At 36.8% G+C, this 21,124-nt stretch carries 20 protein-coding genes; 5 read left to right on the top strand and 15 right to left on the bottom strand.

Annotation, left to right across the window (positions count from 1 at the left end):
• The first annotated feature begins 119 nt into the window (after positions 1-119).
• Entirely contained in the window at positions 120-1,706 is a 1,587-nt protein-coding gene (locus tag VBZ51_RS02675) for a choice-of-anchor I family protein (protein WP_416575979.1), read from the top strand.
• A gap of 89 nt (positions 1,707-1,795) precedes the next feature.
• Here VBZ51_RS02675 and VBZ51_RS02670 read toward each other — a convergent pair whose 3' ends face one another.
• The gene (locus VBZ51_RS02670; protein ID WP_416575978.1) at positions 1,796-2,287 is read right to left on the bottom strand and encodes a hypothetical protein; all 492 of its coding nucleotides are present in this window, start codon (positions 2,285-2,287) and stop codon (positions 1,796-1,798) included.
• Positions 2,288-2,298: 11 nt separating this feature from the next.
• Positions 2,299-3,060 (bottom strand): DeoR/GlpR family DNA-binding transcription regulator, encoded by a 762-nt coding sequence (locus tag VBZ51_RS02665; RefSeq protein WP_071341332.1) that lies wholly within the window; start codon positions 3,058-3,060, stop codon positions 2,299-2,301.
• Between the two features lie 308 nt (positions 3,061-3,368).
• On the opposite strand from VBZ51_RS02665, the gene VBZ51_RS02660 reads away from it, so the two are divergent.
• Genes VBZ51_RS02660 through VBZ51_RS02650 form a run of 3 tightly spaced genes read left to right on the top strand, consistent with a single transcriptional unit; the run spans position 3,369 to position 7,248 of the window.
• Positions 3,369-4,928, top strand: a complete 1,560-nt coding sequence (locus VBZ51_RS02660; protein ID WP_416575977.1) for a glycerol-3-phosphate dehydrogenase/oxidase — start codon at positions 3,369-3,371, stop codon at positions 4,926-4,928.
• Between the two features lie 57 nt (positions 4,929-4,985).
• Positions 4,986-6,482, top strand: a complete 1,497-nt coding sequence (gene glpK, locus VBZ51_RS02655; RefSeq protein ID WP_416575976.1) for a glycerol kinase GlpK — start codon at positions 4,986-4,988, stop codon at positions 6,480-6,482.
• Positions 6,483-6,510: 28 nt separating this feature from the next.
• Entirely contained in the window at positions 6,511-7,248 is a 738-nt protein-coding gene (locus VBZ51_RS02650) for an MIP/aquaporin family protein (protein ID WP_416575975.1), read from the top strand.
• 5 nt (positions 7,249-7,253) lie between these two features.
• Here the strand turns inward: VBZ51_RS02650 and VBZ51_RS02645 are convergent, their stop codons facing one another.
• The 12 genes from VBZ51_RS02645 to VBZ51_RS02590 form a co-directional block, all read right to left on the bottom strand.
• Positions 7,254-7,787 (bottom strand): hypothetical protein, encoded by a 534-nt coding sequence (locus VBZ51_RS02645; protein WP_416575974.1) that lies wholly within the window; start codon positions 7,785-7,787, stop codon positions 7,254-7,256.
• A 206-nt stretch (positions 7,788-7,993) separates the two neighbouring features.
• Positions 7,994-8,446 carry a hypothetical protein gene (locus VBZ51_RS02640; RefSeq protein ID WP_416575973.1) on the bottom strand — a complete coding sequence of 151 codons (453 nt, stop codon included), beginning with the start codon at positions 8,444-8,446 and terminating at the stop codon, positions 7,994-7,996.
• A gap of 63 nt (positions 8,447-8,509) precedes the next feature.
• Positions 8,510-9,076, bottom strand: a complete 567-nt coding sequence (locus VBZ51_RS02635; RefSeq protein WP_416575972.1) for a Crp/Fnr family transcriptional regulator — start codon at positions 9,074-9,076, stop codon at positions 8,510-8,512.
• Positions 9,077-9,290: 214 nt separating this feature from the next.
• Positions 9,291-9,698, bottom strand: a complete 408-nt coding sequence (locus VBZ51_RS02630; RefSeq protein WP_416575971.1) for a DoxX family protein — start codon at positions 9,696-9,698, stop codon at positions 9,291-9,293.
• Between the two features lie 77 nt (positions 9,699-9,775).
• Complete coding sequence (locus VBZ51_RS02625) at positions 9,776-10,252, bottom strand: Crp/Fnr family transcriptional regulator (RefSeq protein ID WP_416575970.1); 477 nt, start codon at positions 10,250-10,252, stop codon at positions 9,776-9,778.
• 106 nt (positions 10,253-10,358) lie between these two features.
• Entirely contained in the window at positions 10,359-11,042 is a 684-nt protein-coding gene (locus VBZ51_RS02620) for a YHYH protein (RefSeq protein WP_416575969.1), read from the bottom strand.
• Positions 11,043-11,141: 99 nt separating this feature from the next.
• A complete protein-coding gene (locus tag VBZ51_RS02615; protein WP_416575968.1) occupies positions 11,142-11,543 on the bottom strand; it encodes an EF-hand domain-containing protein in 402 nt (133 codons plus the stop codon).
• Between the two features lie 174 nt (positions 11,544-11,717).
• Complete coding sequence (locus VBZ51_RS02610; RefSeq protein ID WP_416575967.1) at positions 11,718-12,503, bottom strand: SDR family oxidoreductase; 786 nt, start codon at positions 12,501-12,503, stop codon at positions 11,718-11,720.
• 24 nt (positions 12,504-12,527) lie between these two features.
• On the bottom strand, positions 12,528-12,845 hold the full coding sequence (locus VBZ51_RS02605) for a cupin domain-containing protein (RefSeq protein WP_416575966.1): 318 nt from the start codon (positions 12,843-12,845) through the stop codon (positions 12,528-12,530).
• A gap of 87 nt (positions 12,846-12,932) precedes the next feature.
• Positions 12,933-15,107 (bottom strand): OmpA family protein, encoded by a 2,175-nt coding sequence (locus VBZ51_RS02600; protein WP_416575965.1) that lies wholly within the window; start codon positions 15,105-15,107, stop codon positions 12,933-12,935.
• Position 15,108: 1 nt separating this feature from the next.
• A complete protein-coding gene (locus tag VBZ51_RS02595) occupies positions 15,109-16,062 on the bottom strand; it encodes a type IX secretion system membrane protein PorP/SprF (protein WP_416575964.1) in 954 nt (317 codons plus the stop codon).
• Between the two features lie 3 nt (positions 16,063-16,065).
• Positions 16,066-18,918, bottom strand: a complete 2,853-nt coding sequence (locus tag VBZ51_RS02590) for a gliding motility-associated C-terminal domain-containing protein (protein ID WP_416575963.1) — start codon at positions 18,916-18,918, stop codon at positions 16,066-16,068.
• Between the two features lie 253 nt (positions 18,919-19,171).
• Here VBZ51_RS02590 and VBZ51_RS02585 point away from each other — a divergent pair, with 253 nt between their 5' ends.
• Positions 19,172-20,527, top strand: coding sequence for a UDP-N-acetylmuramate--L-alanine ligase (locus tag VBZ51_RS02585; protein WP_416575962.1), 1,356 nt, complete (start codon positions 19,172-19,174; stop codon positions 20,525-20,527).
• Between the two features lie 100 nt (positions 20,528-20,627).
• Here VBZ51_RS02585 and VBZ51_RS02580 read toward each other — a convergent pair whose 3' ends face one another.
• On the bottom strand, positions 20,628-21,071 hold the full coding sequence (locus tag VBZ51_RS02580; RefSeq protein ID WP_071341347.1) for a DUF1569 domain-containing protein: 444 nt from the start codon (positions 21,069-21,071) through the stop codon (positions 20,628-20,630).
• Positions 21,072-21,124: the final 53 nt, after the last annotated feature.

Raw genomic sequence — 21,124 nt, 5'->3', positions numbered from 1 at the left:
AAAGTAGAATTGCTTGTTTACAAGAACTTAATGCGTTCATAATAATTATTTCCGCCACAGTTAACCCCAACTTTACATTGATCTTTTTGTTTTGATACTTAAAACCAAACTGTATTAAAATGAAAAATGTATTACGACCTTTTTGTGTAGCAATTCTTGGAATTTCTATTTTATTTACCTCTTGTGCCGATGATGGTATGGATGGTGTTGACGGAGTAGATGGTGCTGATGGTGCCGACGGGGAAGATGGAGCTGACGGAATGGATGCCGAATTTCCAATCACGATCGATCAACTGAGCTTTTCTAAAATAGGAACTTTCACCAATGGAAATGATGAAGCTTTTGCAGAAATCTCCGCTTTTGATGCCGCTACAAATAAATTGTTCATTGTTAACCCTGAAGAAAATGAGGTTTCGGTGTTAGATTTGACAGATGCTTCAAATCCGGTTAAAGGGACTTCAATTGCATTGGCTGGAAATCCAAATTCAGTGGCGGTTCATAATGGAGTGTTAGCTGTTGCCGTTGAGAATATGGATAAGCAAGCCGATGGAACTATTGAAACCTACGCTACAGATACGCAATCTTTACTGGTATCTTACCCGGCGGGTGCATTGCCAGATATGGTTGCTTTTTCTCCTGATGGTGAATATATTGTTTCTGCTAATGAGGGCGAACCAAATGATGATTATACGGTAGATCCAGAAGGCTCGATCACAATTGTTGAGGTAGCTACCGAAACGGTAACTCAAGTTTATTTTACCGGGCAAACAGATCCCGGAAACGGATTCAGAGTTTTTGGAAATAACGGTATGTCAACATTTGTACAAGATATAGAGCCGGAGTATGTTGCCATTTCAGATGATTCTGCCACAGCTTACATTAGTTTGCAAGAAAACAATGGTATGGCCATTGTAGATTTAGCTTCAAAGACCATTACCGGTCTTGTAGGTTTAGGTACAAAAAATCACAATGTTTCAGGGAATGAAATAGATGCCTCTAATGATGATGGTATTCCTGGGAATTTAAAGAACTGGAATGTTCTAGGTTTTTATATGCCAGATGCTATAGATTATTTCAGGGCAAATGGAAATGGTTATGTGGTTTCTGCGAATGAAGGAGATGCAAGGGATTATGATGGATACTCTGAAGAGGTGCGTGTAAAGGACCTAGATTTAGACCCTGCTTTTTATCCAGATTTTGATATGTTGCAAGAAGATGAAAATTTGGGTCGTCTAAAAACTACTACTGCAAACGGAGATGAAGATAATGATGGGTTGTACGAGCAAATTTATGCCTATGGTGCCCGTTCCTTCTCCATTTGGGATGCAAATGGTCAGTTAGTGTATGACTCTGGTTCTGAAATTGCCAGAAGAACATTGGCATTGGCGCCTTCAATATTCAATCAAGATGAGGGCGAGGTAGATGAGCGATCAGATGATAAAGGGGCGGAGCCCGAAGCGGTAGTAACCTTAAAAGTAGGTGATGAAACTTTGTTGTTCGTAGGATTGGAAAGAACAAGCGGAATTTTGGCTTACAACATTACAAATCCATTCAATCCTGTTTTTGTTACTTGGATTTATGATGGTACTGATATTTCGCCAGAAGGTATAATCGTAGTTGATAAAGATGATAGCCCTACAGGTAACTATTTAATGATAGCAACTCATGAGGTATCTAGCACTATAGCTATTTATGAATTAAAATAACGTTTTTAAATTTGCTCCTTGAGCAATACTCTAAAATTAAAACGCCAAATAGAAATGTTTGGCGTTTTTTTTATGATTTAATATGGATGTTAAGAGGTTAATATTCTTTTTAGCTCAGCAATTGTATGTTCTTTTTCCAATTGAAAACCAATATGGGGCAATGCCGTAAATATGACTAAAATAGCCATTGGAATCAAAGCAATATATGGAGCACTACCTAGGGTGGTTACCATATAAAGTGTAACAAGAAACACACAGAAAATTACTGTAATGAACAAGTAAAGAAATATAGTTATAAATGAATCTACCTTTAGATTGATTTTTACGTTCGTCCCTTGGGGTGTTTCTTTAAATGTACCGGTTACTTGGGGTAGAAATGAATTTCGTTGGTACGTAAATTTTTTACAGCTAAATCCATTAGGGTAAACGTGACCAATAAAATAACCGCCCTTAGTATCTTCTTTATTAAAGCTGACTTTATAGCTTTTATGCTCTCTAATGTTTTCCAAAAGAAGTTTCTCTATTTCAGCTGAGGTAAATGCTGTAGTTAGCTCAATTTTTTCTGATGGAATAAGTTTCATGACCTTCGTTTTTAAACGATAGTAAGTTCTACACCTAATTTAATGAGTCTTGCTTTTGTCTTTTCGTCAATACCGGCATCCGTAATAATATGGTCAACTTCATCTATTCCACAAATTCTACCAAATCCTTTTTTATTGAATTTAGATGAATCTGCCAGTACAATAATTTTTTGTGCAGCTTTTATCATTTGTTTGTTCAAAGACGCTTCCATAGAGCTTGTAGTGGTAAGCCCAAATTCCAGGTCAATACCATCAACTCCCAAAAATAATTTGGTAAAGGTGAACTCTGTAAGCATTTTCTCTGCTATTGGCCCCACTACCGAAGATGAACTGGACCTTATGTTACCACCAAGTTGCATAACATCTATTTCATTGTGTTCCCCCAATATTAATGCCGTGTTTAAAGATGCGGTTAAAACGGTAAGGCCTTCAATTGGTTTTATATGCCTGGCAAATTCTATTACTGATGTACCTGAGGCTATTATAATACAATCATTAGGTTCAAGGTTAGAAGCTGCGGCGATCGCAATTTTATTTTTTTCCTCCTGATGAAATTTCTCTTTAATATTAACCGAATTTTCAACAATATATGGGTTGGCAGGTATGGCTTTACCGTGAGATCTAAAAAGTAATTTTCGATCTTCTAATAATTTAAGATCTTTTCTAATGGTCACTAGAGATACGTTGAATTCCTTGCTAAGGTCATTCACCTTTACAAAACCTTGCTCTTCTAGTTTGCTTAAAATTAATTTATGGCGGTCTACAATATTCAACGTAAGTGGGTTTCGGTTTATACAAATATATAAGCTTTTATGTAAAAGGATGGCTATGAACAAGATTCATAATGGTAACAAAACGAAACTTTATTTCAAAATTAGCGTAGAGGATTAAGAGTCTATACTTGTATTGTCTGAATCAAGAAATAATTGAATAGTTCGTAATTTTTATACTTCATAATTGTTTAAATGAATTGTTTTATGCTGTTTCTAGTAACATTTAAATAATATTTTATTTTGAATTGTTTCTATTTATTGTATTTTTAACGTCAATTTTGATATAAAACATAACAAAAGGAAATTTTGTGAAAAGAAAAGAAATGATTAGTAAGTTGAAGGTTACGCCTAATACTTATGATTTTATTATAATTGGTGGCGGTGCTACGGGAATTGGAATAGCATTAGAGGCATCGGCTAGAGGGTACTCGGTCGCTTTGTTGGAGAAATCGGATTTTACTAAATCAACATCCAGTAAAGCAACAAAATTGGTGCATGGCGGAGTGAGATATTTGGCTCAAGGAAACATAGGCTTGGTGCGGGAGGCGGTTGTAGAAAGAGGTCTTTTGTTAAAAAATGCCCCTCACATAACCAAAACCCAATCTTTTGTGATACCAACACATGGCCTATATGATGAAATTCTATATACTATTGGCTTAACATTCTATGATTTGTTAGCGGGTAGATTAAGTCTTGGCAGGTCTAAACGTTTATCCAAAACAAAGACCTTAGAGCGAATCTCTTTAATAAATCCTGATAAAATATCGGCAGGTGTGCTATATTATGATGGTCAGTTTGACGACTCTCGTTTGGCGGTCAATACCTTGCAAAGTGCTGTGGAATTGGGCGCTGTTGTGGCTAATTATTGTGCTGTTGAAGGTTTGTTGAAAGATGCCAACGGTAAAGTTACCGGAGTTAAGGTCTTTGATGAGGAAGGCAAAGAATCTTTTGAAATCAAGGGAAAACAGGTGGTGAACGCTACTGGGGTATTTGCTGATGATGTGTTGCAAATGGATGCTCCCGAGTCTAAAAAAACAATAGCTCCAAGCCAGGGTGTTCATCTCATGTTGGATAAGTCTTTTTTACCAGGTGACGATGCCATTACTATTCCTAAAACAGATGATGGTAGGGTGTTGTTCTTAGTGCCTTGGCATAATAAGGTCATTGTTGGTACTACCGATACTCCCGTGAAAAAAGAATCTTTGGAACCTATAGCTTTAGAAGATGAAATAGGATTTATTTTAAACACTGCAACTAGGTATTTAACAAAAGCCCCAAAACGAAGCGATGTTTTAAGTGTTTTTGCGGGGTTAAGACCATTAGCGGCTCCAAGTGAGGACGGAAATAAAACAAAAGAGATTTCGCGCAGCCATAAAATCTTTTCATCAGATTCCGGTCTGTTGACCATTGTTGGCGGAAAATGGACCACATTTAGAAAAATGGGCGAAGATTTGGTTGATAAAGCGGAAAGGAACCAGCAATGGAAACATATTGCTACTAAAACCAAAAACCTTAAAATTCATGGTTATAAAAAAGATGTAGACTTAAATAACCCCCTATACTTTTATGGTAGTGATGAAGAACCTTTGTTAAAACTTTCCAAGGAAAAGGGATGGAACGCTACTCTTAGCAATTCATTAGGTGTAATAGAAGGACAGGTTGTGTGGGCCGTTCAAAATGAAATGGCTCTTAATGTAGAAGATTTTCTTGCCCGTAGAACCCGTTGCCAGTTATTGGATGCCAAGGAAAGTGTTAGGATGGCCCCAAGAGTGGCAGAAATTATGGCGAGCGAACTAGGTAAAGACTCCGAATGGCAAACCAAGCAAGTAGAAGATTACAAGAAGGTAACCTCCAATTATATTATTTAAAATAACTATTCAATTGATGTCAACTTACAATTGAATTAACTTAAAATCAACAACTCAATGAATACCAAATTAATTTTAGCATTAGATCAGGGTACAACTTCTTCACGTGCCATTTTGTTTAATCATGCCGGTGAAATTGTAAAGGTTTCTCAAAAACCATTTGAGCAGATCTTTCCAAAACCAGGATGGGTTGAACATGATCCTAATGAAATTTGGTCCTCACAAATATCTGTAGCGGCGGAGGTAATTGCAAAACAAGGTATCACCGGTGATAACATAGCAGCAATAGGAATTACCAATCAACGAGAAACAGTTGTAGTTTGGGATCGTGAAACCAGTGAACCAATTTATAATGCCATTGTTTGGCAAGATAGAAGAACTGCCAAGTATTGCGATGAACTTAAGGATAATGGTCATGTAGATTTAATTAAAAAGAAAACAGGTCTGGTCATTGATGCTTATTTTTCGGCAACAAAAATTAAATGGATTCTTGACAATGTAGAGGGTGCTAGGGAAAAAGCTGAAGCAGGAAAACTCTGTTTTGGTACTGTAGATACTTGGTTGATTTGGAAGTTGACCAGAGGTAAAATGTTCATTACAGATGTCTCTAACGCAAGTAGAACCATGTTGTTCAATATTCATACGTTAGAGTGGGATCAAGAACTTCTTACCCTTTTGAACATTCCCAAATCAGTACTGCCCGAAGTGAAACAAAGTAGTGAGGTTTATGGAACAACGGCTACAACATTGTTCTCAACTAAAATTCCTATAGCAGGTATTGCGGGCGATCAGCAGGCAGCTTTGTTCGGTCAAATGTGTACTAAACCGGGTATGGTCAAAAATACCTATGGTACAGGCTGCTTTTTGTTGATGAATACTGGTGATAAAGCGGTGTACTCTAAAAATAATTTACTTACTACCATAGGTTGGAAGATTAACGGAGAAATCACATATGCCCTAGAAGGGAGTGTTTTTGTTGGTGGGGCTGCAATACAATGGTTAAGAGACGGTGCTAAAATGGTTAAAACTGCACCTGGAATCAATCATTTGGCAGAAACGGTTGAAGACAACGGTGGAGTGTATTTTGTGCCGGCCTTAACTGGATTGGGCGCTCCGCACTGGGACCAATATGCCAGAGGAGCCATGATGGGAATTACAAGGGGTACAACAGACGCACATATTGCACGTGCAACCATTGAAGGTATTGCATTTCAAGTTTATGATATCGTAAAGGCCATGGAGGCAGATTCAGGTGAGGAAAGTGTTGAACTTCGTGTAGATGGTGGGGCAAGTGCCAGTAACCTACTAATGCAGATACAATCAGATTTGTTCGGGTTTAAAATTATTAGACCAAAAACTTTAGAGACAACGGCAATGGGTGCAGCGTACCTTGCAGGTTTGGCCGTTGGGTATTGGGAAAGTATAGACGATATACAATCGCAATGGAGCATTGATAAAGAGTTTTTTCCAGAAGCTCCAAAAGAAAAAATAGAGAATATGCTCTATTACTGGAACAAAGCTGTAAAATGCGCACAACATTGGATTGAAGAATAAAAACTGACCATTAACCAACTTTTTAGATATGTCAATTTTAATAGCGGAAATTATAGGCACTATGTTACTTATTCTTTTAGGTAACGGTGTGGTAGCGAATGTGGTTTTGAACGGTACTAAAGGCAATGGCTCTGGTTGGATAGTTATTACCACGGGTTGGGCACTGGCCGTGTTTGTTGGTGTTGTAGTTGCAGGTCCATACAGTGGGGCGCACTTAAACCCCGCGGTAACCATTGCTTTGGCCGTAGCCGGCAAAGTATCATGGGGCCTTGTTTCTGAATATTTAGCAGGAGAACTGATCGGCGCCATGTTGGGGGCGTTTTTGGTTTGGGTGTTTTATAAAGATCATTTTAAAATTACAGATGATGAAGGTGGTAAGTTGGCTTGTTTTAGTACGGGACCAGCTATTAAAAATACTTTTTCCAATTTAATAAGTGAGGCGATCGGAACTTTTGTTCTGGTATTTGTAATATTCTATTTTGCGGGTCCTGAATTAGATATTATTGGTGATGTAGACTCACGGGCAATTATCGGATTGGGCTCTATAGGAGCGCTGCCCGTTGCTTTTTTGGTTTGGGTTATAGGTTTGTCCCTAGGTGGTACTACAGGTTATGCCATAAACCCTGCTAGAGATCTTGGACCACGTATTGTTCATTCGTTGTTACCCATTAAGGGTAGTAGTGATTGGGGCTATGCTTGGGTGCCAATAGTAGGTCCGTTAATTGGCTGTTTGCTTGCTGCTTTCCTGTATTTGATCCTTCTGTAACTAATTCACGGTTTATTTTGATTTACGCTTTTATACTGTTCAAGTACTTTTCTTAATTGTACCCCAAATTCTTTGTTTAAAGATTTCCCATGGTACGTTAGATTATGCTGTTGGCAATAAGCTATGAATTCTTGGTATTTGACAGCGTTAAATTTTATGATACTTTGATGCCCGCTTAAAGTATCAATACTTTGATTCTTTATTTTACCATTTAAAAAGCAATAGGTAATTTTGAATTTTCTAGGTTTTCTCTGTAGTGCCACGTCAAGAAAATTGGTGTTCTCTTCAATGGTGATAATTGTGTCCTTGTTAACGCTAATGTCCAATAATGATATATACGAATCAAGTTCTTTGCCCCATAAAATTCTGTCCATCAATTGTTCCTTACTTTCTATTTCTTTACTTCCATCCATAAAAAGTTCATAATAATGATCATGGATCAAAGTGTTTACCTTTTCAACATCATAATTATTTCTAGCCTCAATGAACGATGTTACTAGGTCTTTGTTCTTTGAAGTTTGATTACCAAATGTGCTCATAAAGATCATGATGAATAGGGAAAGAATAGGGTGGAGGTATAAATTGTGCATATTCATTTAGCTTCTTTGAAATGTTGGTTGAAATAAAATGGTCATTCTAAATTAGTAAATATGTTACAGCTTTCGCTATCGTTGATTTTGTTTATGGTATTTGAAGTTTTATAAAAGGGATTTTAGCTAGAACTACATTAATACAACACCATTATTTAAAATCTAATTGTACTAAAGTATGTCCAAGAAATAAACAGAATTTGTAGCGGAATTCTAAACCATAAATATGAAAGACCGTGACCATCAAAAGTTCCATTTTGATAGTTAATATTGTGCATAGCTGCATAAATATTGGCAGGTAATAATACAATGAAAAATATAATCAATACCCACGCACCTAGTGAAGAATACTTGGGTATTAATATTCCTATGGCAAGTGAAATCTCAACAAAACCCGTGGCATACACGATCAATTCTTTGTAGGGGATAATTTCCGGTATCATCATGGTCATCCCTCTTGTAAAGACAAAATGACCAATTGCCGTAAAAAGGAGCATTAAGCTCATAGCAATTCTAGCTGCTAGTTTATAGTCATAAGTTTTTGTAATGATTTTAATCGCAACTAATGAAATGGCAAAACCTATTAGAAGGACAAGTAGTGGTTTCATGATTCTTTATATTTATTAAAACACAAAGGTCATGAAAGCGTATTTGGAATTAATGAACCTAGGTTAAGTAATACGTTTTCTTATTCTGCTCAGTGCTTGCGGAGTAACACCAATATAGGAAGCTATATATTTTAAAGGTATGTGTTGCAGCAGATTTGGTCTTTCATTAAATAAATCCAAATAACGCTCTTCTGCTGTTTTGCTTAAAAGGGAAAGTTCTCTTTTAGACTTTATCAAATACATGTTTTCAGCCATTTTTCTACCTATAATATTGCCAACAGATGTATACGCATAGACTTCCTGTAAATCCATGTTATTAATTTGCCACATTTCCGTTTCCGTCAAAGTTTCTATTTCATATGCTGATGGCGTTTCTGTTAAAAGTGAATCATAACCTGTAACGAACTCATTTTTAAACAAAAAACCAAAGGTGATATCAGCCTCTTCTTTAGGTATATAGAGGCGAATAATTCCTTTGGTAATAAAATTTAAATGCCTTTCTATTTTTCCCAATTCTAAAATCTTTGTGTTTTTGCTGTACTTGACTTTTTTTAGTTTAGAAGAAAAAAAAGCCCAGTCAGTATTGTTCATTTTAGAAATCTTATCAATAAAATCTCTGATTTCATTCATATAATAGGTTTAATAGCATAGCCTATTTTAAAAGTAGTGAATTTTAGATGGGAATTTAAGCAGTTCTTTTTAATGATGAAATGAAAATATACCACAAGGATAATACAGGTTATTATCTAAAAGTAATAACCTGTATTTTGTAGTTCTTTATAATAGCACTATGACCATTCATTTAAATCTGCTTCTATGATTGAAACAAATATGGTACATGTATTTATTTTGACAGTATGGGAGCTTTTTTACTTCTGCCCCAAGTTATGAATAAGGCAATGCCCATGATTAAGATGTTTGTGATTATAGCAAAATATTCACCTTTAGATGCGTGAAATATAGCAGCTAAAACCATAATTATAGCCAAACCTAAAGCTGCCCAAATAGTTAGAAATGGTTTGAAACGAAAAATACCGGGAATCAATAACCCTAATCCACCTAGGAGTTCACTTATACCAATAAAACGAATTAGACTTACGGGTGATGAGGCAACCCATGGTAGTGATACAGCTAATTCTTCTATGGGCTGGGTGGCTTTCATTACACCTGCCATTATAAACATAACAGCTAATAATCCTTGGGCAATCCATAATCCTATATTCAATGCCTTGTTGTTCTTTTGTTGGGTCATTTTAATTTCTGTATTGGTTTATAGCAAATGTCATAGCTTTTAATAGCCTATGCATTGATGTACATCAAGAAATTATATTAGCCGTTTTTTTGGGAAAGTTGATGCCTAACACGACTTAAAGCTTCAGGTGTAATACTTAAGTATGAGGCGATCATTTTTAAAGGAACTCTTTGTGTAACATTTGGATAGGTTGTAATAAAATGCTCATATCTTTCTTTTGCATTGGAACTCATTAACATGATAATTCTATTTTGCATTACCCTTAATCGTTTAGCCAAAGCTTTTAAATCAGGACTTGATTTTAGTAACTCTTCTTTGGTGGTTATGTTGATTATTGAGTTTTCAATGGCATCTATAAATAGTTGGCAAGGTTCATTTAGTTGACAATTGTCCGCTACTATCCAATTCTCTGGTCCAAACATGTAAATATGCTCTTTTCCTTTAGCATCAATAGTGTAGCTGCGTAGTAAACCGCTCTCAACTAGGTATACTTTGGAGCTTAAATCTCCTTTATGCTGTAGAACCGTTCCTTTTTTTACGTGTACTTTCTTCAATTCTTAAAGTTTATTCAAAGAGGATATGTAAAACCATGATAACTGAAGTAATTAGATTTCTTTGCGCTAAAAATTAAATGCTACAACTGAAATCTAATCCAAACTATTATTCTTTTATTTCTGTATATCCTGGTAATCCGTGTAGGCATTTTATAATTTGATTTCCACCTGGTTCACCTGCATGATAATGATATCCTCTAATATCATCAAAATGTCCGCCGCATTCATCCAAATCGCTAGGCTTATTTCCGTTTTTATCCAATAACGTATAAATACCGAAACCGTCTATGGCATAACCAATAATTGCAGCGTGGGTATCATTTTGTACAATTTCTTTTGTTGAGCCGGTTACCGCGTGATAATGATAGCCGCCATGCGGATTTACATGCCCGCCATGATCATCTAGAGGTGCAATGGTATGTGCTGCCAATATAGCGTGAGTAGGTGCAGGCGGATCATAGTTTACGCCGTTAAAAGCTATTCCTATTCCTCCTCGACCAAAATTTTGAACCGATTTTAAGTAAGTTGGTGTTGCAGGTATAACAAAAGTTGTTACTTGGTCTTTAAAGTACTCCGGTAAGCACTCCACACAATAGTTGTGGTAATCTTTATCTACTTCTGGTTTGGCGGCGGCTAAGCAAGCTTCTTCAGTTTCAGTAACTTTTATAGTGCCGTCTTCTCTGTAAAGCAACCATTTGTCATCACTATAAAATTCGTCGAGATTGGCAATAAAGTGTCCTGATACATCGTAAACTTTATCATCTTTGAACCAAATTCCAGCTTTCTCCATTCCATCGCTTATATGCCTTGGGCACCAAGGACCCATTTGATGCTCCGTTGCCTGAGAGTGGGTTTTAATGATATAGCATAAGGTTTCAATACCATTAAGTTATACTGTTTTCTCTTGAATTTCGCCAATAATATTTTCGGTTATAAAATAATCTGTGTTAACAGGTACTACCTTTGCGGAAGTTTCAATTTCATTTGATAAATCAGCAATGCTTTCTTCTTGCCTAGGAGGTCTGTTCTCTCGGGTTTTTTCTGCTTTGTCAAGTTCTTCAAGCGAGATGAAATTATCGTTATCACTGTCTATGTTTTCAAAGTCATTGGCAATTGGTCCTTTAACTTCATCCATAGATAATTTTCCATCTTTATCGGCATCCATTTCTGAAATTAACTGAGAAGAAGTTGGTCTTTCGCCATCCGGTTGCTGTCGTTCTTTATTTTCTTGATTTGTTTTGCAAGAAAATATGAGAGTAAGGGCGAACATTGTAAGTACTATTTTCTTCATCTATTTGCTTAATTTAATGTATGTATTTAGAGGTCACAATACGTATTACCTAGTAGGAAGGAAGATAAGGTTTTTTAATGTGCTACAATAAGGGTGAGGTATTTTGAAGAAAATAGCTATGCTAACACGTATGATGTTTAGGTAAAAATCTTCTAAATGCTACCTATATAATATTTACAGGGATTTTAAAAGTCCGCCATCTATAGGGATATTGGTACCGGTAATATATGCCGCCTCATTAGATGCTAAAAATGCTACCAGATAACCATATTCTTCTGGTTCTCCAATTCGTTTTACGGCTACCCTTGATTCCATTTCTTTAAGAACTTCACTTTGATCAATACCAAGCTGCTCCGCTTTTTTAGCGTTTAACTGTGCAATCCGGTTGGTGTTGAAGTATCCTGTTAATACACTATTTACCGTAATATGATGTTTGCCAACATCTGTAGTCAAGGTTTTTGCCCAAGTGACAACCGCTGCTCTTATGGAGTTGGACAATGCCAGGTATGCCAAAGGTTCCTTTACAGAAACTGAAGCCACATTGATAACCCGCCCCCAATTATTGCTCTTCATTGATTTTAATGCCAACTCTGTTGTATAAACTACGGTTTTGAACAATAGGTCAAAGGCACTTTGGTAATCGTCAATGTTTTTTTCGGTAGCACTTCCGGCGGCAGGTCCTTGGGTATTGTTTACCAATATATCAACCGTATTGTTCTCAAAATATGTACCGATTACTTTCTTGTAATCTTTAAAATTATTGAAATCTACCGCAAGATATTGGTGCTGTTGTCCTTGGTCTGTAGGTAGTTGTGTAACTATGTGGTGTAATTTTTCTTCGCTGTGAGACATTAAGGTCACACTCGCGCCGCTAGCCGCCAATTGTTGTGCAATAGCTTTGCCAATACCGGCACTGCTACCACCAACTAAAGCTTTTTTATGTTTTAGGGATATGTTCATTGGAATTCAAAAATGAGTGGATTATCAACGATATTCTTCTCTTGTAGGGCAAAAAATATCCATTAATTTACAGTCTGTCAATGCCTTGCCACTGTGGAGTTTATTTGGGGGTATTATTACGATATCGCCTGGGTGGCAGACTTTTGTATCTCCCTCTAATGTAAACTGAAATTCACCTTCCATAACATGCATAATTTGCTCGTTCATATGAGAATGACTGGTTACTTCGGCTCCTTTTTTAACCTCCCAAAATGCCATGCTTATTTGGTCTGTATGGATTAATTTACCATGAAATCCTGGCATTATTTCTACAGGATTGATATCTGCAAGGTTTAGATTCATAATTTAAGTTTTAGCACTTAAAGATACATGAATCAATTTCAATTGTAAATGTTGGAAATGACAAATTGGATCAGATTTTAATTAAGACTATTGGGTATAGTCCCATCCTATAACCACAAATTCGCATCTTCTGTTCCATTCATGATCTTCTTCTGAGCACGCGCTTTCAGTGGCGCAAACCACAATGGGTTTTGATTCCCCGTAACCTTTAGATACTATCCTGGCAGATGCAATACCATTTTTAACTAAATAATCCCTTGCAGAATCTGCGCGTTTTTGAGATAGGTCTTTATTGTATATGCTATTTCCCCTAATATCTGTATGTGTGCCAATTTCAATTATAATACCTGGATTTTCTTTCATTACTTCAATTACCGTCTGTAAGCGTTCTCGAGATTCTCTTCTTAAATACCAAAGACTATAATCAAAATGAATTTCTTCTGTTTTTATAATTGTTCGGTCGGTTTCTTTGACCAAAGCTTCTTCGGTCTTTATGGCGTCTTCAATTTTCTTCACCAAGGCTTTTTCTGTTTTTGCTTTTTCAACGATTCTCTCTTGCTCCAAGCGTTCAGCTTTTTCCTTGGCTTGTTTTTCTGCCATTAACTGGGCTTTCTTCTCAGCTTCTAATTTTTTGATTGCCAATTGTTCCGCACGTAATTTTTCAGCTTCTTGTTTCTTTTGCAGAGCCAAAGCGGCTGCTTTTTGCTTTTCATGAACGGAGTAAAGATCCATTGATGCATCATGTTCGGCATTTCTTTTCTTTGAACTACGAATATTTTTTGAATTACCTTCATATTCAGCTTTCGAAGCTTTTACGGTATACATGGCCTCACAGTCAATATTGAATTTGAACGCACCGTCCTCTGCTGTAATGCGGGATTCAATGATCTGATTTTCGCTATCCAATAAATCAACGGTAACATCCATTAAAGGCTGTAGGGTAGTGCGGTCGGTTATAATGCCCGTAATAAATTGCTGGCAGTCCTCTATCTTTAATTCTTTGGTTTCTTTAAAACTATAGATGTCATCGCTTCCTTTACCTGTGGGTCTATTGCTCGCAAAATAGCCAGAATTGCCATCACCATTTAGAACATATGCAAAATCATCATATCCACTATTTACGGGTAAGCCTAAGTTGTCAGGTTTTTGAAAAATACCCTTTTCGTTTGTTGATACAAATACATCTAAAAGCCCAAAACCCGGGTGCCCGTTAGATGAAAAGTAGAGGGTGCCATCACTGGCAATAAAGGGAAACTGTTCTTTCTTATCCGTATTAATAATACTGCCTAAATTAACTGGTGTGCTAAAGGAATTATCATCCTGCAGATTCACTACGTAAATATCAAAAGAACCATAACCGCCAGGTCTGTCCGAAGAGAAAAATAACTTGGAACCTTCTTTATTAATAGCAGGGTGTTCATTTGAAAAGTCATCACTGTTAAAAGGTAATTCAGTAATATTTTTCCATTCCCCGTCCAATAATTGAGCACTGTAGATCTTTAAATTTGAAACCTTTTCATCATTTGTCTTTCGTTTTCCATTCTTATAATTGTTGCGGGTAAAGTACATGGTTTTCCCATCAGGAGTGACAGTAAAAGATCCTTCATGTAATTTGGAATTTATCGTATTGGATAAACTTATACTAATACTATCCCCTAAATGTTCCTTGTCAATGGCATGGGTGTAGATATCCAAATAATTTTGATTATTCCACCTATAGGTTTTTTGATTGTTTTTTTTCTGTGTTGCGGTATACCAAATAGCATTGCCAATTTGCATTGCCCCAAATTCTGAGGTCGTAGTATTGAAATTACTGTTTTCAATGGCAAAGCGATCACCAATGGCACTTACATTTTCTAAATATGTAATATCTTGTTTTAACTTCTCTAGATGTTCTAGCTTGCTTTCCTTGGTGTAAAAATCGGTTAGAACATTATTTGCTTCTTCATATTCGCCAATAGCTTTTAATGACTGGCTTAGCTTAAAATAATACTGCTCGTTAACCTTATCACCATAATTTGAAATTAAGTAATGGTACCAACGTGCAGCAGCCTTAAGGTCAAAGGTATGGTAGTAGCTATCTGCCAAATTTTTAATAACCTCACTATTTTTATTATAGGGCAGGGCAGCTTCGTACAAGGAAATGGCATCTGCGTAGTGGGCTTTGGTAAACAGATCATTGGCACGTTTTAAGTCTTGTTGAGACCAAGCTGTTTGAAAAATGCCGATACAAATGATGAAGTATAATTGTATTTTTTTCATATTAGTAGAATCTAGGAGATTTATCATAGCCCTTTTTAAGTCCCCAAAGGTCTAAGTTGAACAATACAAATATTTCATGTGAGCCATTATTGAATGCCCCTAAATTTGATAAGGTATAGTCATAAGCATAACCTATACGTAGTGAGGGTATTATGGAAATATTGAACATGGCACTTACCGAGTCATCTGTTCTATAAGAAATTCCTCCTTCTAAACGGTTATTGAACAGCGCGTTGAACGAAAAATCTGCTGTTACAGGTGCGCCGGATACCATTTTTGTTAAAATAGATGGTTTTAATTTTAAATTGGAATTTACGTCAAACACATAACCGGCCATTCCAAAAAGATGAATGGCTTCTGCGCCCAAACGTGTAATACCGTCTTTATTTTCAATATGTTTAGATGTCAGTAAATTGGGTATGGACAGACCGGCATAAAACTTATCACGATTATAAAAAGCTCCAATGCCAATATTAGGGTAGGTGTTATTAAGGTTTTCATTGAATGCTGGATCATCTTGTACTTCTGGTAACCTAAAGCCATTGAAATTGGTTTCAAATGTGGTAATACCCCCTTTTAATCCTAAGCTTAAATTGCTCTTTTCATCGAGTTTCAAAATGTAGGCAAAATCTACATAGATATTGTTTTCCTTTAAAGATCCGTCTCCTATATCATCTGATATTATAGAGGTGCCCATCTCAATTTTTTTAGATAGCGGTGCATGGGCAAAGAAGGTTAGGGTTTTTGGTGCGCCTACCGCATTTTCCCATTGGGTCCTGTATAACGTACCAAAATTCAGCATTCCTGGTTCATTGGTGGTATATGCAGGGTTTACCACGTTCATGTTGTACATGTATTGGGTATATTGCGGATCTTGTTGACCTTGCAGTTTTATTGAGAACAGAAGCATAACTATGCAGATGCCCCAAGTTGTGTTTGTAATTTTTTTGTGCATGGGTTATCTGTTTAAGTATAGATGCCCTTGAATAGGTGCGGCATTACCTTTGTTATAGTTAATAATGTAGAAATATACCCCGTTAGGTGCTGTTGACGATCCGTTGCTACCATCCCAGGCAGGATTGGAAATATCACCTTTAAATAATGTGGAGCCGTACCTGTTCAATATTTCTAATGTGAAATTGGGGAATATGGTTTCTATATTAGGAATAAAGAAAGTATCGTTTTTGCCATCGGCATTCGGTGAGAATCCGTCCGGGATGAAAAAATCATAATTTTCGGGGTCACAATCACTGAAATCTATGGTAACGGGAACCCTTGTTGCAGCAGAGCATCCGGTAAGTGGATCATAATTTTCTGCGTAGTACGTGGTATTTTCTAGTAACAAGTCGTCATCTTGTAGTGGCGAACCGCCGTTTTCGGTAATAAACCAACGTACTTCATAGTCGGTTTCATTTTCTAATGATCTTAAGTCTGTTATGGTCGGATTATCCAGTCCACAGACCTGTAACATATCTGAAGTTAAAGATGTTGGGGTAACAGTAACCACTGTAGGGATTATTTCTAAACGATCGGAACTGTTACAACCGTTACTGTTAGTGGCTGCAAAGTAAGATTGATTGTCAACCAAAATTGTTGATGCTGCTAATTCACTTCCACCGGTAGCGGCATCAAACCAAGTAATAGAACTACCTGCGGTAATATCAATAGATATGTTGGAAAGGGTCGCATTCGTTTCCGCACAAAAAAGCGGATTAACCGTACTTGCCGTTGGGGCATTGGGATTACTAAAGCTTACCGTAATTTGAACCCGATCGGTACCTTCGCAATTGGTGAGTGGATCACTATTGGTCACATAATAATCTTCACCATCTACCAGTGCCGTGGAAATGGGCAGAATATTATTGTCCGTTTCGGTATCATAGAATAATACATCTCCATCTGCCGTAACCTCAATATCTATTAATGTAGCTCCATCAGGATATTCGCTAATGCAAAATATCTGGTTGGCAACGGCTTGTGGGGCATCTGGAACACCTCCGCGGGAAAAATTTTCGGTCTCTTCGAACTCAAAGTCCAATCGGCAAGGGGTGGTATCGTTTTGAATACTGCGTACACTTGCGGTATAATTACCGGTAGGTAAGGCATCAACGTCTATTTGATAGGCGGCAGTACCACCTGTAAAGTTGATCGTATTCGTGGTTAGTACGGTGTTGGAACCTAATTCGGTAACATCATAGGTTATCGTATATGTGCCATTGGGTAGCGTAGGTGCATCTACCAAAACATCTATTTGTGTTGCATCACAACTGTTATCTACAATGAGGTCCAGTTGAATGGCGTCGGGTAAAGGGGTAACTGTAAAAGTATCTACCAATGGGCAACTTGTTGCATAAATGCCTGAAATAGTAGGTCTAATAGTGTATTCCCCGTCCAAAGTGAAATTACTCTCAGGCACTATAAATGAAGCATTACCATTGGTGAATTCAAGCTCAAATGTTGGAGAACTTGTGGTACTTCCATCAGGAGTTGTCAATGCGTACGTCGTAGAGAAGTTGCCAGTTGCAAAATTGCCGTCAGCATCAAGAATTTCAATAATTTGAATGGTATTTTCTGTCTGTATGCATATATTTTCAGCAGTAATATCTGAACTTGTCACTAAAAAAGTGGTAGGTGGTACTATAACTCTTGGGCAAACATCTCGGGGAGGCGTTACACTTCTTATACCAATAACTTCTAAGGAAACCTCTTCATTTAAAGGCACCAAACCTTGGTCAATTACAAAACTTCCATTGCCGTCAATCAAAGTTGTTGGCGATTCGCCTACGTCATTGTTAACGAGATACTGTAGTATAAAATCGCCATTGTGTAAAAGCGTATTGTCATAAGCTAGTTCAACAACATAGCTTTCTCCTACACAGATATCATCGGCAGCAATTGTGCCATCTAATATTGGTAATATTCTTATGCTTACTTCAGACACTCTTTTTTCACAAACCGGATGGCTGGGGAAAACGGTGTAATTGAAGGTGAAATCTCCATACCCAAAATTGTTATATATTTCTTCAATATTAATGATAGTATCATTAAGGTCACTTAATTGGTTGGTTCCATTTTCTGTCCAGGTACCGTTAGGGTCTTCGCCTATTAAATGTTCGCTAAGATCAAATGCGGTGTAAGCCGATAGATCATCTCCTGCACAAAAGGTTAGAACGGGAGCCGTACCTGCATTTGGTGGTGGATGCACCTCTAATATTACTGTTGAGGTTCTTCTTGAACAACCATTTACTTCAGGTACCGTATACGTAAAATTGTATATTCCGGGTCCTGCTTCTCTTGCATTGAATAAATTTTCATTTAATTGACCGGTAAAAGTTGCAGGGTCTTCTTCCCACAAGCCATTAAAATCTTGTACTTTACCGTCTACATTACTGCCTAGAAAACCATGCAAGTTTACACTACTGTCATCACCACACGCATTAGCGCTACCATCTATATTATCTTCGCCGGGGTATCCTCCAAGAACAATGGTTAGCGTTGCACTTTGGTTACAATCCGCATTGGTGTAAACAAAAGAATGGGTGCCATAATTATTAATTCGCCAAAGGTCTACGATACCCGTATTTTGGTTTAGGGCATAAAAATTTTCGGGGTTGTTGGTTGCCCATGTACCACCAGAAGTAGGTGTGCCACCTAATCTAGAAAATAAATCAAAATTACGATTAGCAACGTCAGCGTCTTTCTCACAAACTTCAACAGTTGCATTTTCACCGGCGCATTGAGCTTGAACTTGGCTTAGAATGCCGGTCAAGAAAAACAGAAATGTTAAGAGCTTGAATTTTAGGTTATTCATTCAAAGGGGGTTGATTGCTGAATATGTTTTTGATAACGGCTAAGGTATTTTTGTTCCTATATGTAGGAAATTATTTGTTGTAAAACACTTAAAATGTAAGGTGAGTACTACTAAAATTGTTAGAAAGTGTTAAAATTATGTGTATTTCATCGATGTGTAATCACACTTTTCACATGTAACCGTTGGCCTTAGCTTATAGGTATTCCATAGTTTTAATTGGACAATACGTATCTTTGCCACCTAAAATTTAGGAATGCGAATACATTTTATTGCGATAGGAGGAAGTGCCATGCATAACTTAGCGTTGGCCTTGGAACATAAAGGATACATTATTACAGGAAGTGATGATGTTATTTTTGAACCTTCTAAATCTAGATTGGAAGCCAAGGGATTATTACCTGATGAATTTGGTTGGTTTCCTGAAAAAATCACTATGGATCTAGATGCAATTGTACTTGGTATGCATGCAAAAGCAGATAATCCTGAATTGTTGAAAGCCCAAGATTTAGGAATTACCATTTATTCTTATCCTGAATTTTTATATGAACAATCAAAAAATAAAACTAGGGTAGTAATTGGTGGTAGTCACGGTAAAACCACTATTACCTCAATGATCTTGCATGTACTTAATTTTCATGATATTGATGTGGATTATATGGTAGGTGCACAATTAGATGGTTTTGATCGCATGGTGCATTTAACAGAGGATAATGATTTTATCGTTTTAGAAGGCGATGAATACCTGTCATCTCCAATAGATAGGCGACCTAAATTTCATCTGTATCAACCTAATATTGCCTTACTAAGTGGAATTGCCTGGGATCATATTAATGTATTTCCAACTTTTGAAAATTATGTAGAGCAGTTTAAAATATTTGTAGATAGTATTGTAAACGGTGGTTCTATTACTTACAATGTTGAAGATGATACTGTAAAAGATGTAGTAGAGTCCTCTGAAAATGCCATTAGAAAATTACCATATTCCACACCTGAATATACTGTAGAAGACGGGGAAACCCTTTTAGAAACTAATGAGGGGCCAATGCCAATTGAGGTTTTTGGTAAACATAATTTAAGCAACTTAGCGGGGGCAAAATGGATATGCCAGAATATGGGAGTAGATGAGGAAGATTTTTATGAGGCCATAGCTACATTTAAAGGCGCATCTAAAAGATTGGAAAAAATTGCAGAAGGAGCAACCAGTATTGCGTATAAAGATTTTGCACATTCACCAAGTAAAGTTGCGGCAACTACCAGAGCAGTTAAAGAACAATACCCAAATAGAAAACTGACAGCTTGTTTGGAGTTACATACTTACAGCAGTTTTAATCCAGAATTTTTAAAGGAATATAAGGGCGCCTTAGATGCTGCAGATGAAGCGGTCATTTTCTTCTTGCCAGAATCTGTAGCCATAAAGAAATTAGAGGCGGTGACCGCTGATCAAATATCAGAAGCATTTCAACGCAACGATTTAAAAATCTTTACCGACGCCAAATCATTTCATGATTATTTAGAAACACAATCTTACAAGGATACTACGCTGTTATTAATGAGTTCAGGTAATTATGGCGGATTCGATTTAAACAAATTGCACGGGTTGTTGAGTTAAGGAGGAAGTACAAAGTTGGAATAGAGTAAAGGGTAAAGGGTAAAGAGTACAAAGTATGAAGTCTTTTTGAACTTGATTTTGTTTCTATTCAACAACCAAGTTATACTCCAAACTGCTTTAAATGATGGTCAAGGTGTTTGTATTGAACTTGACCCCACTGTTCTTTTGTAAAAGTACCAAAAGCTGGGTGTGGGTGCCATTCTTCTCTGTCTCTTACGGCATAAAAATCGCTCACCAATTTTTTTAATAGTTTATGCTCCGTTTCAAAGTCTTTATCTTCCTTAGCTTTTAATTGTGGAGCTGTAGGCATATTTTTTCTCCACGGTTTGTCATTGTACAATGATTTTTTGAAGAAAGTCTTTATGAACCAATTTCCTTTTGAATTGTTAGGTTTGTTTTTAATAGCCAATTGTAAAGGGTATTGACAGTGCCAACACATTTGACCAACACTCATTTTACCCCATCCTTTTTCTGAGTTTAGGGTTAGAAGATCAATTCTTTGATTGATTTCTTCGTAAGCCTCTTTTGTTAATAATGATTTCATGATTTTAATTTGATGTATAAATTTAGCATAAAATAATTTGTTCTGTATCTTTA

The organism is Maribacter sp. HS (assembly GCF_048059195.1).
Lineage (GTDB): Bacteria > Bacteroidota > Bacteroidia > Flavobacteriales > Flavobacteriaceae > Maribacter > Maribacter dokdonensis.
Note: the sequence above shows the minus strand (reverse complement) of the source record. Positions and strands in the feature narration are given on the sequence as shown.